This is a genomic window from Klebsiella oxytoca NBRC 105695, from assembly GCF_001598695.1.
GTDB classification, from domain to species: Bacteria; Pseudomonadota; Gammaproteobacteria; order Enterobacterales; family Enterobacteriaceae; genus Klebsiella; species Klebsiella oxytoca.
This window is the reverse complement of record NZ_BCZK01000001.1, coordinates 202663-219986: the sequence shown is the minus strand read 5'-3', so window position 1 is coordinate 219986 and position 17324 is coordinate 202663. Positions and strand designations below refer to the sequence as shown.

Here is a 17324-nt window from a genome sequence, read left to right as displayed (position 1 = left end):
TACCCCCTTACGGTACGCGATTCACCGCTGGCGGATCACTCCATCGGCATCACCAGCGGGTCGGGGTATTGGTATTCAAACCCCAGTTCGTTGCAAATACGGCTGCCATCCACGATCTTGCCGCTACCGTTTTCCGGGTTATCAGAGAAGACGGGAACGGGAAGCCCAAGCTCCCGGGCCATCAGCGGATAAAAGACGCCGCGCGCGGGATGCTTAGGCGCACATATATTATAGATGCGTCCGCCTTTCGGGGACTGCAATAACAGCTCGATCGCGGCGATCGCATCCTGGAGATGCACCAGGTTCACGCCGTGCTGGCCGTCCGGTGCGGATTTTCCGGCAAAGAAGCGCCCCGGGTGACGAGACGGCCCCACCAGCCCGGAAAGGCGCAGAATGTCCACCGAGGTGCCAGGAAGATTGTGCAGCCAGTCCTCCAGCTCTTTCAGCACTTGTCCGCTGGCGGTTTGCGGATTACGGGGCGAGCTCTCTTTCAGCGTGCCGCTGGCGTTGCCGTAGACGGAAGTCGAGCTGGTAAACAGGATGCGCGGCACGTGATGCGCGAGCGCGGAATCAACGATTTCCTGTACCGCCTGACGATAGAAGTCGTCTCCCGGCCCGGTCCGGCGCGCCGGCAGGGTAATCACCAGCGCGTCGACGTTCATTAATGCATCCAGGTCCTCAGCGTCGCAGACCAGCTGCGGCTCCAGACGCAGCGGGTAGCTGTCGATACCGCACATCCGCGCCGCCTCTACGCCATCCTGGGTGGTCTTACTGCCGGTGACCTGCCATCCCCGCGACATCAACGACAGCGCAAGCGGCATACCCAGCCATCCTAATCCTACAATTGCGACCTTCTTCATCCCCTTGCTCCTGAATTTTCGCTGTGCTGACTTAAGGCTACGCCAGCCGGCGGCAACTGACAATTTCTTCGGTCAATATGAAATGAATTAATGATAGAAAAAAGCCCTTGCTTTATGCGAGTGAAGTGGTTTAGGTTAAAAGGCATCAAATGCATAGTCATTCACAGAGAATTTTATGAACAGCGTTCAATTTAAAAACCACCATCATCACCATCATCCTGACTAGTCTTTCAGGCGATGTGTGCTGGAAGACATTTGGATCTTCCAGTGGTGCATGAACGCAAAGAGAGCCCCCGGAAGATTCACTTCCGGGGGCTTTTTTTTGGACCGCATTCGGACAGATTCAGACAGGGTTACAGAGGAAAATAACAATGTTAGACAATAATCGTTTACGCATAGCTATTCAGAAATCAGGGCGTTTAAGCGAAGATTCACGCGAATTACTCAGCCGCTGCGGCATCAAAGTGAATCTGCACACCCAGCGCCTGATCGCGATGGCGGAAAATATGCCGATCGATATTCTGCGCGTGCGTGATGACGATATTCCTGGCCTTATCATGGACGGCGTGGTCGATTTGGGGATTATCGGTGAAAACGTGCTGGAAGAAGAGCTGCTGAGCCGCCGCGCCCAGGGCGAAGATCCGCGCTACTTTACCCTGCGCCGCCTCGACTTCGGCGGCTGCCGCCTGTCGCTGGCGACCCCGGCGGATGAACCCTGGGACGGCCCTGCGGCACTGGACGGCAAACGCATCGCGACCTCTTACCCGCACCTGCTGAAGCGCTACCTTGACCAGAAAGGCATCTCCTTTAAATCCTGCCTGCTGAACGGCTCGGTTGAAGTGGCCCCGCGCGCTGGCCTGGCCGACGCGATTTGCGACCTGGTCTCTACCGGCGCGACTCTCGAAGCGAACGGCCTGCGCGAAGTGGAAGTCATGTTCCGCTCCAAAGCCTGCCTGATCCAGCGCGACGGTGAGATGGCGGATAGCAAACAGCAGCTTATCGACCGCCTGCTGACCCGTATTCAGGGCGTGATTCAGGCTCGCGAATCGAAATACATCATGATGCACGCGCCCACCGAGCGCCTGGAAGAGGTTGTCGCCCTGCTGCCCGGCGCCGAGCGTCCGACCATCCTGCCGCTGGCGGGGGACAAGCAGCGCGTCGCCATGCACATGGTCAGCAGTGAAACCCTGTTCTGGGAAACCATGGAAAAACTGAAAGCGCTGGGCGCCAGCTCCATTCTGGTTCTGCCGATTGAGAAGATGATGGAGTAATCCGGCGGGTCGGTCACGGGACAAACAGGGGAAACAATCATGAGCTTCAACACAATTATCGACTGGAACGGCTGTCGCGCAGAACAACAGCAACAACTTTTAATGCGTCCGGCCATTTCCGCCTCCGAGAGCATCAGCAAAACGGTGGCGGAGATCCTGAATAATGTTAAAGACAACGGCGATGCGGCCCTGCGTGAATACGGCGCAAAGTTCGACAAAACCGAGGTCACAGCGCTGAAAGTTAGCGAAGAAGAGATTGCCGCCGCCGGTGCGCGCCTGAGCGACGAGCTCAAGCAGGCGATGGCCGTAGCGGTTAAAAATATCGAAACCTTTCACAACGCGCAGCGGCTGCAGGCCGTAGATGTGGAAACCCTGCCGGGCGTGCGCTGCCAGCAGGTGACCCGCCCTATCGCCTCCGTTGGCTTATATATTCCCGGCGGCTCGGCGCCGCTGTTCTCAACGGTCCTGATGCTCGCCACGCCGGCGCGCATCGCGGGCTGCCAGCAGGTAGTGCTGTGCTCGCCGCCGCCGATTGCCGATGAAATTCTCTATGCCGCCCAGCTATGCGGCGTGCGCAATATCTTTAACGTCGGCGGCGCGCAGGCAATTGCCGCCCTCGCCTTCGGCACGGAGTCGGTGACGAAAGTCGATAAAATCTTTGGCCCGGGCAACGCCTTCGTCACCGAGGCCAAGCGTCAGGTGAGCCAGCGTCTTGACGGCGCGGCTATCGATATGCCCGCCGGGCCATCGGAAGTGCTGGTGATCGCCGACAGCGGCGCAACCCCCGATTTCGTCGCCTCTGACCTGCTTTCCCAGGCGGAGCACGGCCCGGATTCGCAGGTGATCCTGCTGACGCCGGATAGCGCGATGGCCACCCGCGTCGCCGAAGCCGTTGAGCGCCAGCTGTCCGCGCTGCCGCGTGCGGAAACCGCCCGTGAGGCGCTCTCCGCCAGCCGGATCATCGTGGCCCGCGATATCGCCCAGTGTGTGGAAATATCCAACCAGTACGGCCCTGAACATCTGATTATTCAGACCCGCAACGCCCGCGAACTGGTCGATGGCATCACCAGCGCCGGCTCGGTGTTCCTCGGCGACTGGTCGCCGGAATCCGCCGGGGATTATGCCTCCGGAACCAACCACGTGCTGCCGACCTACGGCTACACCGCGACCTGCTCCAGCCTCGGCCTGGCGGACTTTCAGAAACGCATGACCGTGCAGGAGCTGTCCCGCGACGGGTTCGCCGCTCTCGCTTCCACCATTGAGATACTGGCCGCCGCCGAGCGCCTGGACGCCCACAAAAACGCCGTTACGCTGCGCGTTGCAGCCCTTAAGGAGCAAGCATGAGCATCGAAGATTTAGCCCGCGCCAACGTCCGCGCGCTGACGCCGTATCAGTCTGCTCGCCGTCTGGGCGGTAAGGGCGACGTCTGGCTGAACGCCAATGAATTCCCCACCGCGGTTGCGTTCCAGCTGACCGAACAGACGCTGAACCGCTATCCGGAACCGCAGCCGAAAGCCGTCATTGAACGCTATGCGCAGTATGCTGGCGTTAAGCCGGAGCAGGTGCTGGTCAGCCGCGGCGCCGACGAAGGCATTGAACTACTGATCCGCGCCTTCTGCGAGCCGGGCCAGGACGCGGTGCTCTACTGCCCGCCGACCTACGGCATGTACAGCGTCAGCGCCGAAACCATCGGCGTGACCTGTCGTACGGTGCCGACGCTCGCCGACTGGCAGCTGGATCTGCCGGGCATCGCAGCCAATCTTGACGGCGTGAAAGTGATTTTCGTCTGCAGCCCGAATAACCCGACCGGACAGATTATCAACCCGAAAGATTTCCGCACCCTGCTGGAGATGGCGCGCGGTAAAGCCATCGTGGTCGCGGATGAAGCCTATATTGAGTTCTGTCCGCAGGCGACGCTGGCAACCTGGCTGAACGAGTATCCGCATCTGGTGGTTCTGCGCACGCTGTCCAAGGCGTTTGCCCTGGCTGGACTGCGCTGCGGCTTTACCCTCGCCAACGTCGAGGTCATTAACGTACTGCTGAAAGTTATCGCGCCCTATCCGCTCTCGACGCCGGTCGCCGATATTGCCGCTCAGGCCCTGAGTGCGGAAGGGATTGCCGCCATGCGCGAGCGCGTGGCGCAGATCCTCAACGAACGCGATTATCTGGTCAGCCAGCTGCGCAGCATTGCCTGCGTGGAAGAGGTGTTCGCTTCCGAGACCAACTACGTACTGGCGCGGATCACCGCGTCCAGCGCGGTGTTTAAATCTTTGTGGGATCAGGGCATTATCTTACGTGACCAGAATAAACAACCTTCATTAAGCGGCTGTTTGCGTATCACTATCGGTACCCGTGCAGAGAGCCAGCGCGTCATTGACGCTTTGACTGCGGAGAATGTATGACCCAGAAGTTTCTCTTTATTGACCGTGACGGTACGCTGATTTCCGAACCACCGGTTGATTTTCAGGTAGACCGCTTCGATAAGCTGGCGTTTGAGCCGCAGGTGATCCCGGCCCTGCTCAAGCTGCAGCAGGAAGGGTATAAGCTGGTGATGATCACCAATCAGGACGGACTGGGAACCGCCAGCCTGCCGCAGGACGAGTTCGACGGCCCGCACAACCTGATGATGCAGATCTTCTCCTCACAGGGCGTCAACTTTGACGAGGTGCTGATTTGCCCGCATCTCCCGGCGGATAATTGCGACTGCCGCAAGCCGAAAACCAGACTGGTGCTGCCGTGGCTGGAGCAAGGGGTGATGGACACCGCCAATAGCTACGTGATTGGCGACCGGGCCACCGACATTCAGCTGGCGGATAACATGGGCATTACCGGACTGCGCTACGATCGCGAAACGCTTGACTGGCCGACCATTTGCGAACAGCTGACCCGTCGCGATCGCTACGCCCACGTTGAGCGCATCACTAAAGAGACCCAGGTGGATGTCAAAGTGTGGCTCGATCGCGAAGGCGGCAGCAAAATCTCCACCGGCGTCGGCTTCTTCGATCATATGCTTGACCAAATTGCCACCCACGGCGGCTTCCGTCTGGAGGTCAAGGTCGGCGGCGACCTCTATATTGACGATCACCACACCGTGGAAGACACCGGCCTTGCGCTGGGCGAAGCGCTGAAGCTGGCGCTCGGCGACAAGCGCGGCATCGCCCGTTTCGGCTTTGTGCTGCCGATGGACGAATGCCTGGCCCGCTGCGCGCTGGATATTTCTGGCCGCCCGCACCTTGAATACAAAGCTGATTTTACCTATCAGCGCGTTGGCGATCTGAGCACCGAGATGGTCGAACACTTCTTCCGCTCGCTCTCCTATACCATGGCGGTCACTCTGCACCTGAAAACCAAGGGCAAAAACGACCACCACCGCGTTGAGAGCCTGTTTAAGGCCTTCGGTCGCACGCTACGCCAGGCCATCCGCGTCCAGGGCGACACGCTGCCATCTTCGAAAGGGGTACTCTGATGAACGTGGTGATCCTCGATACCGGCTGCGCCAACCTCAATTCGGTGAAATCTGCGGTGAGCCGCCACGGCTACGAGCCGCAGGTCAGCCGTGACCCGGACGTGGTGCTGCGCGCCGATAAACTGTTTCTGCCGGGCGTAGGGACGGCTCAGGCGGCAATGGACCAGCTGCGCGAACGGGATTTAATCGATCTGATTAAAGCCTGCACCCAACCGGTGCTGGGCATTTGTCTCGGTATGCAGTTGCTGGGAAAACGCAGCGAAGAGAATAACGGTGTCGACCTGCTGGGTATTATCGACCAGGACGTGCCAAAAATGACCGACCACGGCCTGCCGCTGCCGCATATGGGCTGGAACCGGGTATATGCTAAAGCGGGCGATCGTCTGTTTCGCGGCATTGAAGACGGGGCGTATTTTTACTTCGTCCACAGCTACGCGATGCCGGTCAACGTTAACACCATCGCTCAATGCAGCTACGGCGAGGCCTTCACCGCGGCGGTGCAGAAAGATAACTTTTTTGGCGTCCAGTTCCACCCTGAACGCTCCGGCAGCGCCGGGGCGCAGCTGCTGAAAAACTTCCTGGAGATGTGATGATCATTCCTGCTTTAGATTTAATTGACGGTACGGTCGTCCGTCTCCATCAGGGCGATTATGGCCAGCAGCGCGACTACGGCAACGATCCGCTGCCGCGCCTGCAATCCTATGCCGCGCAAGGGGCCGAAGTACTGCATCTCGTCGATCTGACCGGGGCGAAAGATCCGGCGAAGCGCCAGATCCCGCTGCTGAAAACGCTGGTAGCTGGCGTGAACGAGCCGGTGCAGGTCGGCGGCGGCGTGCGCACGGAAGAAGACGTGGCCGCCCTGCTTGACGCGGGCGTGGCGCGCGTGGTGGTGGGCTCGACGGCGGTGAAGTCGCCGGAGGTGGTGAAAGGCTGGTTTAAGCGTTTTGGCCCGCAGCATCTGGTGCTGGCGCTGGACGTACGGATCGATGCGCAAGGCAGCAAGCAGGTGGCCGTTAGCGGCTGGCAGGAAAATTCCGGTGTAACCCTGGAGGAGCTGGTGGAGAGCTATCAGTCCGTCGGCCTGCAGCACGTGCTGTGTACCGATATTTCCCGCGACGGGACGCTGGCCGGGTCTAACGTCTCGCTGTATGAAGAAGTCTGCGCCCGCTATCCGCAGGTGGCGTTTCAGTCCTCCGGCGGCATTGGCGATCTGCATGATATCGCCGCGCTGCGCGGAACCGGGGTGCGCGGGGTGATTGTCGGCCGGGCGCTGCTGGAAGGTAAATTTAACGTAACGGAGGCCATTCAATGCTGGCAAAACGGATAATCCCCTGTCTTGACGTTCGCGACGGCCAGGTAGTGAAAGGCGTGCAGTTCCGTAATCACGAAATCATCGGCGATATTGTCCCGCTGGCAAAACGCTATGCCGACGAAGGCGCGGATGAGCTGGTGTTCTACGATATCACCGCCTCGAGCGACGGTCGCGTGGTGGATAAAAGCTGGGTATCGCGCGTTGCGGAAGTGATCGACATTCCCTTCTGCGTCGCCGGCGGCATTAAGTCGCTGGAAGAGGCGGCGCAAATCCTCTCCTTTGGCGCGGATAAAATCTCCATCAACTCCCCTGCCCTGGCGGACCCGACGCTGATTACTCGCCTGGCCGATCGGTTCGGGGTGCAGTGTATTGTCGTGGGTATCGATACCTGGTTTGACGCCGAGAGCGGGAAGTATCACGTCAATCAATATACCGGCGATGAGAGCCGTACGCGGGTGACGCAGTGGGAAACGCTGGACTGGGTGCAGGAAGTACAAAAGCGCGGGGCCGGCGAGATCGTCCTCAATATGATGAATCAGGACGGCGTGCGTAACGGCTACGATCTGCAGCAGTTAAGCAAGGTACGCGCCGTGTGCCACGTGCCGCTGATTGCATCCGGCGGTGCCGGGACTATGGAGCACTTCCTGGAAGCCTTCCGCGACGCCAACGTCGACGGCGCGCTGGCCGCCTCAGTGTTCCACAAGCAAATTATCAATATTGGTGAACTGAAAACGTACCTGGCAGCACAGGGCGTGGAGATTAGGGTATGTTAAGTGAACAGCTGGATTGGCAAAAAACCGACGGTCTGATGCCGGTCATCGTGCAGCACGCCGTTTCCGGGGAAGTGCTGATGCTGGGCTATATGAATCAGGATGCGCTGGCGAAAACCGAAGAGACCGGTAAAGTGACCTTTTATTCACGGACCAAACAGCGTCTGTGGACCAAGGGGGAAACGTCGGGTAATTTTCTCAACGTGGTGAGCATCACCCCGGATTGCGATAACGACACCCTGCTGGCGCTGGTAAATCCGATTGGCCCAACCTGCCATAAAGGCACATCGAGCTGCTTCGGCGAAACCGGCCACCAGTGGCTGTTTCTCTACCAGCTGGAGCAACTGTTGGCCGAACGCAAGCACGCTGACCCGGAGAGCTCTTACACCGCGAAGCTGTACGCTAGCGGCACCAAGCGCATTGCCCAGAAGGTGGGAGAAGAAGGCGTTGAGACCGCGCTGGCCGCCACGGTGCATGACCAGTTCGAGCTGAAGAATGAAGCGTCGGATTTGATGTATCACCTGCTGGTGCTGCTGCAGGATCAGGGGCTGAATTTAACGGACGTGATTAACAATCTTAAGAGCCGTCACTGATGCCTTGCGCCCCCGCGCTGGCGGGGGCGATTTGCGGCCTATCAGGGTTTCTGCTCCAGCAGCGTGCTGTAGAGATTCACGTAGGCATCAATCATATGTTCGGCGGTAAACATCTCCTCAAAGCGGCGACGAGAATTTGCGCCATAGCGCGCTGCCGTTTCATCACTATGCCACAGTTCGTTCATCGCTTCGACCAACGCTGCGCTGTTATCCGGCGGGATCACGCAACCATTGACCTTATCCTGGTTGATAAACGAGGTTCCGGTGCCAATTTCACACGAGATCAGCGGCCGGGCGAACCGCGCCCCTTCCAGTAAGGTAATGCCAAACGCCTCTGAGCGCAGGTGCGAGGGAAAGACCACCCCGCGGCACAGATGAAAGAGAATATATTTATCCTCATCGTTCAGCATGCCGGTGAATATCACGTTATTCAGGCCGCGCTGTTCAGCCTCACGGCGAACTTCCGCTTCCAGCGGGCCGCCGCCGACAATAACGATCGGCAGTCGACTGCGCTCTGCGGCATCCAGCAGAATATGCAATCCCTTATAGTAACGAAATGCGCCGACAAAAAGGAAAAAGCGCTCGCCGACTTTCTCTCGCCAGTAAGCCAGGCGCTGCGGATTATGCTGCACATCCTTTTGCTCGAGGCCGAAGGGAATGACCACCGTTTTATCGAGGTATTTTTGCAGCGTCTGGCTGGAGGCTACGTAGTTTGGCGATGAGGCCACAATGCAGTCAACGCTGGAAAGAAATTGCTCCTGCAGCGGTTGATATAATTTCATTAGCCGCTTTTGTTTCACAATATCGGAATGATAGGTGACAACGGTTTTCGCTTTAGGATGCGCCATCAGATGTAGCATATCCATAAAGGGAAACGGGAAATGATAGTTAATAATATCGTAGTTATCTTTAATTTTATTAAATCGCTTTAACGCGCCGAGTGAGAATGGCGTCGAGGCGATTTCAATTAATTGCTTATTATAGATAACCTGATGCTGTTCGTAAGCCACTGGCCCGGTATTTTTATCCGGGGAAAAGGTGAAGACGTCGGCCGCGATCCCCCGACGAGCGCAGCCCTGGCACAACTGATAAATGACCTGTTCAATACCACCGTAGGTATTCGGATAATAGGTCTTATAGACGTGTAAAACTCTCAACTTGCACCCTTAGAGTAATTTATAGGCATCGATCGTCTGGGCCGTACAGGTTTCCCACGAAAACTGTTGTGCCTGAATAAAACCGCGCGCTACTGCTATCTCCCGCCAGTATTCATCCTGCAGACTTTGCAATATATGAGCGCTTATCGCGTCTACATCGTTAGGGTCGGATAACAACCCCGCATCCCCCGCCACTTCAGGTAATGATGTGACATTGGAGCATACTACTGGAATACCGCAAGACATTGCTTCAAGAATAGGTAATCCGAATCCTTCATAAAACGAAGGATAAATAAAGGTTCTGGCTGCCGCATATAAATACGGGAGATCGCCATCCGGTACATAGCCCAGATAACGGATCCATCCTTCACGAGTCCCGCGTTCAACGATCTGCCACAGCGCATCATCTTCCCACCCACGGTAACCGCTGAGGATCAGCGGGTAGCGCATGCGCGTCTCCATCGGCAGAAGCTGGTACGCCTGCAACAGGCCTCGAATATTTTTCCGCGGCTCCATCGTGCCGATGTAAAGCGCGTAGCGCTGCCACTCCAGCTGATATTTCTGCAGAACCGGTAGACATTCATCCGGGCTGCGCGGAATATAGTCGCCGCTGCAGGCAAGATGGGTCGTTACGATCCGATCGGCAGGATAGTTAAACAGCCGGATAATTTCGCTGCGGGAAAAGTCAGATACCGTCAAAATAAGCTTTGCCGTGTCCAGACTTTCGCGCAGTGACTTTTCCATATAACGCACCCGGTCCTTTGGATGAAATTCCGGACAGGTGAATATGGAGATATCATGAAATGTGGTTACGGCACGTTCCAGACGATGCGGCAGATAAAAGTTAGGCCCATGATAGATATAATCTTTATAATCGCGCAGCGCCCACGCCTGGCGACGCGGATGCAACACGCGATAGGCTTCAATCAATAACGGCTGACGGCGTAAAAAAGCCGCCAGCTTACCGTGATTGCTGGCTCGGGTATCCGCTTTATTTTCAATCTGGGGAATGCTGTCAATAAATGAAGAGCCGTGAAATAATTTTAGCTCTTCAATTTCGCTGGCCACCGCCAATCGTTTTACCAGTTCGAGGGAATAACGACCGATACCCGTTAATGGATATTTGATTGGCTCAGTTGCAAATATAATTTTCATAAAAGCTCTTGACCGTGACACAGGAGACTGCCACGGCTAATATTGTTTATTTATTCGCGTCAGATTTAATAACCGGAAGATTCTCCACCAGGAATTCTGCACTTTGCTTCCATGTCAACCAGTTGATTTTTTCAGAGCGAGGATGAGCATTTTTCCGATATAACTCCAACCACTCGTCAATCGCTGTTGAAATATCTCCCGGCTGTTCACCAGAGAAATAGAATGCATGTTCTTGAGCAATTTCTTTAAACACTGGAATATCACGAATGATTACCGGTAATTTTTTCTGCGCGGCTTCAATTAATGGTAGCCCAAATCCTTCGCCGAGAGATGCGAAGATTAACGCACTAGACTGAGCATACAACTTCGCAAGGAACTCATCGCTAATATTTTGTAGCCAAAATAATCTCTTATTTAGCTGTGGGTGGTGACGTAAACGTTCACATAAATCATCAACATGCCACCCCTGTTTACCAATGATAAACAGATTGTAGTTCTTGCCCTGCCGCCACAATTCCTCAAATGCCGCTAGCGTCTGCGCATGGCCTTTGCGAGGTTCCATCGTTCCCACCATAATAAAGGAGGGTTCAGCAGCCATCTTAGTCAGCAAGTCATTCGCGTTATCCGGCATACCCACAGAAGGAACGCTGGCATCCAGGTCGGCGCCAAGATGGAAATTACTCACCTGCAGCAATGGATTAGGTTTAACCCAGTTGGCATTTTCAGCAATCCACGATTTCACATCCTCTGCTACGCTTGCAGAAACACAAATCAGACGGTCAGCGTGCTGCGCAATGCAGGATAACCAAATGGGGAAAACGCGCTGCATTCCCTCATCGCTCCACTCCGGCCTTCTCAGAGGCAAGATATCATGCACAACAAAACAAACCCTGGCGCCGGATAAACGAATAAAATCCAGCTGGGCAGTAAGTTCTGGAAACAAATGTGCAGTCAGATCGGTAGCAACCAGAATATCATCTTTGGTAAACAGTACCGGTTCATCAGGCCCGAACTGGCCGTTAAAATGGGTATTCAGATATTCGTTGGCATAACGATAGCATTCACCCGGTCGATAATAAACCGCACTGACGGTGTAACCAGCAACGCCTGATTTCAGTAACTCACTAAGTATACTACGGGAAACTCGTTGAATCCCCGTTTTCGCATCATGTTCGACAAGGACAGAAATATCAACCAGCAGCTTGCGCTGATGCGTGGCAAAGCTGTTACGAGTAATAGCCCAGGCTGTTTGTAAGCGTTCGGCTTCACCTAATTCCGCAATATTTTTAATTTGATTAATGGTGTTTGCGGTGAAACTAGTGATATCCAGAGGCTCTGAAGCAGAAGCCGTATCAACAAGCCTTTCAAATCCCTTTAATGCGAGTTGCGCGGTGTGATCCCATGTGAATTTTGCCGCCTGCTTCGGAGCATGAGCTTTCAACGCTGAGTAGAACGCATTATCGGTTAAAGCCCTTTGCATAACACGGCAAATATCGTGAACATCCTGCGGATTAAATAAAGCCTCTTCCATACCGATGACCTCCGGTAAGCTGGTCACATTTGAACCCAGCGTAGCTGCGCCGCAGCGCATAGCTTCTAGTGGAGGCAGGCCAAACCCTTCATGTATAGAGGGGAAAACGAAAATTTTGCACAAATTGTAAAGTGCAATAAGGTCACCGTCGTTTAAGAAACCGGTAAAAACTAGCTGATTGCGGGATAAACCATAGTTCTCTGCAACGCGGTACAGCCTTTCCTTTTCATCAGTGCTAATTTTATAAGCTAAAACTAAGGGATAACTCTGTTGCAGGGCATCCGGTAATAAACTATACGCATGAATCAGCGCCTCAATATTTTTACGCGGCTCTATCATTGCCAAGGAGAGAATAAATTCTTGAGGCAGATGATATTTGTTACGTAAAGCATTGATATCGTCTTGAGTATAATCTGTAATATTAAATAAATCGCTGACTCCAGATGAAATATTAATGATCTTATCTGCAGGAATTGATGTATAATCAATAACTTCCTGCATGGATGATCTGGAAATAGCAAAAATAGCGTCCGACCTTTCATATTCAGCAAGTTTATCAAGATAATACTGACGGAAGTTCGGTTCGCCCAGATAGCGTTCTTTATTTAGTAACGGAATGAGATCGTGGCAAACACAAACTGTCTTCCACGGCACTGTAGTTTGAGGAATTGAGACGGTGTAACTGTCGTCAAAACCTTCGTAGAAATTAATGACGAAAACAATATCGGGGTTGATGTTAGCAATAGCAAGATCGCGAGCTAGTTTAGCGGCAACACTCCGCGGTTGATTTTCACGGTCGCGAAGAGCTGTCGGGCCCGCAGCTGAAAAAATAAACATTTCTTCCTGCGGTAGAATATCACCCCAGCTATTTTTAATTTCATTAATACTGTCAATCGGATACATGCCGTTCATTAAGATGCTGACTCGATGCTGGCCAGCATTTTTTATGATCGCACGACTCATTTCATAAGTGCTGCGACCAACTCCACGGAATTTACTTTCCGACTGATATCCTTGTACATCAATCAAAATATGCAAGTGACTCACCTTATCTCTTGTTTTTAAGCTCGCTAAAAATTGAATTAACTTCCGGAGGCAATAACTCTGGATGTAATATCTGTTTTTCAGTCTGCGACTGATTTTGTGGGTCGTTATGATAAGGGTTATGTGAACCAGGATTAATACGACGATGCAAACGATAAGCAAAGTCATAAATTCCAACTTTATGCAGTAGATTGATAGCTCTCTGCTTTAGCCGTGGATGTGCACGCAGAAAAATGAATATTTTGCCAAGTACTCGTTTCAGTAAATGCTTACAACGCTGCCTGAAGCCATACTGGCGAAGTAAATAGTACTGCATGCCAGCATAACGATACCACTTCGTCATTTTCCATGAGCGGCTATTATGGATTTTAGCGATTTCATGGCGGAGATTCTCTGCTTCTTGTCGCGCATCATTGAGCTGAATATGGAGTTGCATAACCTCTTCAGAATCCACAGTTTGGCTCGGCTCAACCTCGACACACTGCTGTGCATCGGTGATAACGTCTTGTGGCGGATACTCACGCTTTTCAAGCGTCTGAATACTCTCACCCATCATATTTATCAGGGATGTGAGTTCATTGATTTGCGACTCGAGACGGACAACCCGCGCATCCGTATTGCGTATTTGCGTTTGACCTTCCAACAATACGGGCTCCTGAGCACGGACCCATAGATCAGAAGCATCCATAGCGGAGCTCGCAGCCGGTAGAGCATCTTTGGTATTAAAGAGTCGTTGGAGTAAAGCAAAATTCCACTCACCAACAGGATGTTTCCAGAATGCTGTCAACCAATTTGAATACGGTTCAGGCAACTGAAAAGGGCTTAATGGTGCGGAACGCCAGAACCCCCCCCAGGATTTATTTTCACCAAACAGTTCATTTACAAAAATAATGAACGACTGGAAAATATTAACTGGCCAGCTGCAGTCTTGTTGCACACTTCCAACCGAACCAAAATCTATTAAACGAGCGCTGTCATTATCGTCAATTAAAACATTCCAGGTTCTGAAATCATCATGATACAGGCCATGCTCTTCCAAAATAACCAGCTGATCGAGAAGATCGGAAATAACTTTTTCCCGATCAATATGCCGTCCGCTGGCCAGAACGTCGTTTAACAGCTCTCCGGGTATTTTTTCCATTACCAGCCATCCCGCAACTTCATTCCCCCCGGAAGTAAACAACGCGGGCACTTTTAAGCCAGATGGCGGAGATTTGAGAAAAGCTTCTTCATGGGCGAGTTCTGTACGATTACGCTCGCTTTCCTTATCAGTTAGTAAACCACTTACCGTACTATACCGATAGAACTTACATATGAAATCAGAAGAGAAATAATAGCGACGGCTCTGCTTATGCGCAAAACCTGCCCCGGTATAAGGACTGTCGCGCCATGAAGTAAAAGGCTGATTAAATTCCGGAAGAATAACCCTGTGGTTACTGATAATATACATCGGACGTGAAATATTAGACAAATGAGTGTCAAATCTTCCAATCAATCGATAGAAAGCACACTGTTCAATAAGCTCACGCGGATCTTCTGGCTGGGATTCCCCCCAATACAGCGGTTCCTCTTTAACAGCGAGTTCGAGAATCATCGCCTGCGTCAGGTTTGCCAATCGCTCTAGCAGCGTTCTGACTTCCGCAATCCCATGCAGATGAACTATGTGGTGAAAAACACTTAGCCCAATGGCAAGATCGAACTGGTTTTCTTCCAGCGTGCTGATAATGTCTTCGATGCGCCCGACTTGAAATCTAACATCACAATGTGGGTTTTCTTCAGCAAGCGCCTGGCAAACATCAATGTTCTGCTGTAGAAAGTCGATACCTAATACGCTGGCGCCCTTGCTTGCCAGACTTAAACTGAAGAATCCCTGCGCACAGCCCAGATCGAGAACCCGCAGTGGCCTGCCTAACTCTCTGGACAAGGTGTCATATTCTTCACTAATTAGCGCGAGCCGTTCATTACAGTCGCGTGCAGCATCACCATCCCACTCAGGATGCCCAAAAATAGTCTGATAAATCTCAGGTAATTCGCTAACCAATTTATGTGTATTAGTAGTCATGGAATATTTTTTCTCATCTTCATTGGTAACTATTGAACGTCGACTTCAGGTCAATCACACCCCAGAAATCCATGCTCTTAGTTACATGCAAAATGATGGAGTCATAGCGACGATCGAGCGGTGTCATATCGGTTTGCGGGCTTCCCTCTGAAATGCCAAACGACAGAAGATAGTCACCACTATTTAAATCAACCGGAAAACTGAATTTAAATACCCGAACGTCCCCACGTGATACCGAAATATTTTCCCGACCTTCCGAGGCCAGGAAGGAATTGGTACCATAGAGAAATAAACCATCCAAAGTCTTGATTAACAAACCAGGCACTACGCAGTCAAAATCATATTCAAAGACAACTTTCATCATGAAGTCAGTCTGCTGGTTTCCAGTCAGTGACGGTGGATAATCTATCCCGGAGCTTTGGATATGATAATCAATGATCTTTGCGCCCCCCTGTCCCCAACGATATTCTTCAGGTCGATAGCCCGGACGGGTATGGAAAACGTCAGCAACCTCATCAAGTGACATATGGACGCCGCTGTCACTATTTTTGGGTTTTTTAGCCACTTGCGCAGCATTTTTGTCCGCTTTACCGAATAACTCATCAAGATAGCGGTTGGTCACTTCACGCGCGGTGCCATCGAGGCAAATATTACCATCTTTCAAGAAGATAGCACGATCGCAATGCTTAACTATATCACCGGCGCTATGAGATACGAGCAGTAAGGTTGTCCCCTGCTTTTTGAAATCAGCAATCCGTGCATAACATTTAGCCTGGAAACGAGAATCACCAACGGACAAGGCTTCATCAACGATCAAAATATCCGGACGGGAAGCAGTGGCGACCGCAAAAGCCAGACGCATCTGCATACCGCTCGAATAGATGCGTACCGGCTGGTTTATATAGTCGCCTATATCAGCAAAGGCCTCGATTTCCGGCATTAAACGCTCGATATCTTCGCGATTTAAACCCATCATTAAGCCGGACATATAAACGTTCTGAATACCGGTGAAATCAGGATGAAAACCCATCCCTAACTCCAAAAGAGCAGCCACCCGGCCATGAATTTCAATTGACCCCTCAGTAGGCTGAGTCGTACCGGTTAACAATTTTAGTAAGGTACTCTTCCCGGCGCCATTAACCCCGACGATGCCGATAGACTCGCCAGGTTCAACGCTAAAGTTAATATCCTTGAGTACCCACTTTTTGCTGTGTCGCGACTTATTGCCCGGTAATAGCTTCTCAATAACCCGGTTCCATTTCGATGAGTAATATTTATACGCCTTGCCGACGTTCTGAACTTTAATGGTCATGATCAAATCTCGTCCACAATATCAGCTGAGTGTTTCTTAAACAGGCGCCAGGCAAATAAGAACAGAATAAGGGATAGTATGGTTACCGGTAGCAAAGCCATCCAGTTAGGGCTTTGATGGTACAACATCACATTCTGGTAAGACGTTATAATTGTTGCCATTGGGTTATACGCCAGCAGTCCCGAAACCCACTCTGGTAAAGTTTTAGAGACATAAACAATGGGAGTGAACCAGAACCAAAACTGGAGCAGAATGTTAACAAATTGCCCAACGTCACGGACAAAAACATTCAATACCCCGAGGATAATGCCCAGGCCCAAAGTAAACAGCATCTGTATCATCAACACCGGAATAATTTCGAAAAAGATCCAGCCCGGAAAATTACCGGTAATAAGCAGAAACAGTACAAACAGGCCAAATATGATCAAAAAGTTAATAAATGCAGAAGCAGTGATAATAATTGGCAAACAGATGCGCGGAAAGCTGAGTTTTTTGAGAATATTGGCATTTGACAAAAAAACGTTGACGAGATTGTTAAGCGTTTCGGTAAACAATCCCCACGTCAATACTCCCGAACAGAGATAGATGCTGTAAGCAAAGGGGCCATCCATACCGGCCAAACGTGCCCTCATCAGCTCCGAAAAGATCAGCGTATAGACGGAAATCATGGCAACAGGCTGTAAAATCAGCCATGCGGCCCCCAAAAAACTCGTTTGATAACGAGACTGGAAGTCTCGTTTAACGCTGTCAATGATAAAACCACGATAGCGATAGATCGCTGAAAACATCGG

Annotated in this window: 16 protein-coding genes and 1 other annotated feature; of the genes, 9 read left to right on the top strand and 7 right to left on the bottom strand. The window is 52.3% G+C overall.

All coding sequences use genetic code 11. From position 1 onward, the window contains the following. Positions 1-35 precede the first annotated feature (35 nt). Positions 36-860 (bottom strand): SDR family oxidoreductase, encoded by an 825-nt coding sequence (locus KO1_RS00875; RefSeq protein WP_064406806.1) that lies wholly within the window; start codon positions 858-860, stop codon positions 36-38. 175 nt (positions 861-1035) lie between these two features. On the opposite strand from KO1_RS00875, the gene hisL reads away from it, so the two are divergent. The 9 genes from hisL to hisIE all read left to right on the top strand — a co-directional run bounded on the left by hisL (position 1036) and on the right by hisIE (position 8272). After that, positions 1036-1086 (top strand): his operon leader peptide, encoded by a 51-nt coding sequence (hisL, locus tag KO1_RS27950; RefSeq protein WP_009654477.1) that lies wholly within the window; start codon positions 1036-1038, stop codon positions 1084-1086. After that, positions 1062-1184: a sequence feature (His leader region), on the top strand. It overlaps the preceding gene by 25 nt. 47 nt (positions 1185-1231) lie before the next feature. Beyond that, complete coding sequence (gene hisG, locus KO1_RS00870; protein WP_064406805.1) at positions 1232-2131, top strand: ATP phosphoribosyltransferase; 900 nt, start codon at positions 1232-1234, stop codon at positions 2129-2131. A gap of 39 nt (positions 2132-2170) precedes the next feature. Then, positions 2171-3475: a histidinol dehydrogenase gene (hisD, locus tag KO1_RS00865; RefSeq protein ID WP_023329851.1), complete on the top strand. Its 1305-nt coding sequence runs from the start codon at positions 2171-2173 to the stop codon at positions 3473-3475. Continuing rightward, positions 3472-4533 (top strand): histidinol-phosphate transaminase, encoded by a 1062-nt coding sequence (hisC, locus tag KO1_RS00860; protein WP_004103642.1) that lies wholly within the window; start codon positions 3472-3474, stop codon positions 4531-4533. Before hisD ends, hisC begins: the two co-directional genes overlap by 4 nt. Continuing rightward, positions 4530-5597, top strand: coding sequence for a bifunctional histidinol-phosphatase/imidazoleglycerol-phosphate dehydratase HisB (hisB, locus tag KO1_RS00855; RefSeq protein WP_004103644.1), 1068 nt, complete (start codon positions 4530-4532; stop codon positions 5595-5597). Before hisC ends, hisB begins: the two co-directional genes overlap by 4 nt. Then, the gene (gene hisH, locus KO1_RS00850; RefSeq protein ID WP_004103646.1) at positions 5597-6187 is read left to right on the top strand and encodes an imidazole glycerol phosphate synthase subunit HisH; all 591 of its coding nucleotides are present in this window, start codon (positions 5597-5599) and stop codon (positions 6185-6187) included. The genes hisB and hisH overlap by 1 nt, the downstream gene beginning before the upstream one ends. After that, positions 6187-6924, top strand: a complete 738-nt coding sequence (gene hisA / locus KO1_RS00845; RefSeq protein ID WP_064406804.1) for a 1-(5-phosphoribosyl)-5-[(5-phosphoribosylamino)methylideneamino]imidazole-4-carboxamide isomerase — start codon at positions 6187-6189, stop codon at positions 6922-6924. The genes hisH and hisA overlap by 1 nt, the downstream gene beginning before the upstream one ends. Beyond that, positions 6906-7682, top strand: coding sequence for an imidazole glycerol phosphate synthase subunit HisF (gene hisF / locus KO1_RS00840; protein WP_004113932.1), 777 nt, complete (start codon positions 6906-6908; stop codon positions 7680-7682). The genes hisA and hisF overlap by 19 nt, the downstream gene beginning before the upstream one ends. Next, on the top strand, positions 7676-8272 hold the full coding sequence (gene hisIE, locus KO1_RS00835; protein ID WP_004103655.1) for a bifunctional phosphoribosyl-AMP cyclohydrolase/phosphoribosyl-ATP diphosphatase HisIE: 597 nt from the start codon (positions 7676-7678) through the stop codon (positions 8270-8272). Before hisF ends, hisIE begins: the two co-directional genes overlap by 7 nt. Before the next feature lie 41 nt (positions 8273-8313). On the opposite strand, the gene KO1_RS00830 is transcribed toward hisIE, so the two are convergent. Genes KO1_RS00830 through wzm form a run of 6 tightly spaced genes read right to left on the bottom strand, consistent with a single transcriptional unit; the run spans position 8314 to position 17321 of the window. Next, entirely contained in the window at positions 8314-9429 is a 1116-nt protein-coding gene (locus KO1_RS00830; protein WP_004103657.1) for a glycosyltransferase family 4 protein, read from the bottom strand. 9 nt (positions 9430-9438) lie between these two features. Further along, a complete protein-coding gene (locus KO1_RS00825; protein ID WP_016809192.1) occupies positions 9439-10584 on the bottom strand; it encodes a glycosyltransferase family 4 protein in 1146 nt (381 codons plus the stop codon). A 46-nt stretch (positions 10585-10630) separates the two neighbouring features. Then, the gene (locus KO1_RS00820; RefSeq protein ID WP_024274443.1) at positions 10631-13153 is read right to left on the bottom strand and encodes a glycosyltransferase family 4 protein; all 2523 of its coding nucleotides are present in this window, start codon (positions 13151-13153) and stop codon (positions 10631-10633) included. A gap of 10 nt (positions 13154-13163) precedes the next feature. Then, complete coding sequence (locus tag KO1_RS00815) at positions 13164-15221, bottom strand: class I SAM-dependent methyltransferase (protein WP_024274444.1); 2058 nt, start codon at positions 15219-15221, stop codon at positions 13164-13166. 19 nt (positions 15222-15240) lie between these two features. Continuing rightward, a complete protein-coding gene (locus KO1_RS00810) occupies positions 15241-16533 on the bottom strand; it encodes an ABC transporter ATP-binding protein (RefSeq protein ID WP_024274445.1) in 1293 nt (430 codons plus the stop codon). Between the two features lie 2 nt (positions 16534-16535). Continuing rightward, positions 16536-17321, bottom strand: coding sequence for an O9 family O-antigen export ABC transporter permease subunit (wzm, locus tag KO1_RS00805; RefSeq protein WP_023321275.1), 786 nt, complete (start codon positions 17319-17321; stop codon positions 16536-16538). Positions 17322-17324: the final 3 nt, after the last annotated feature.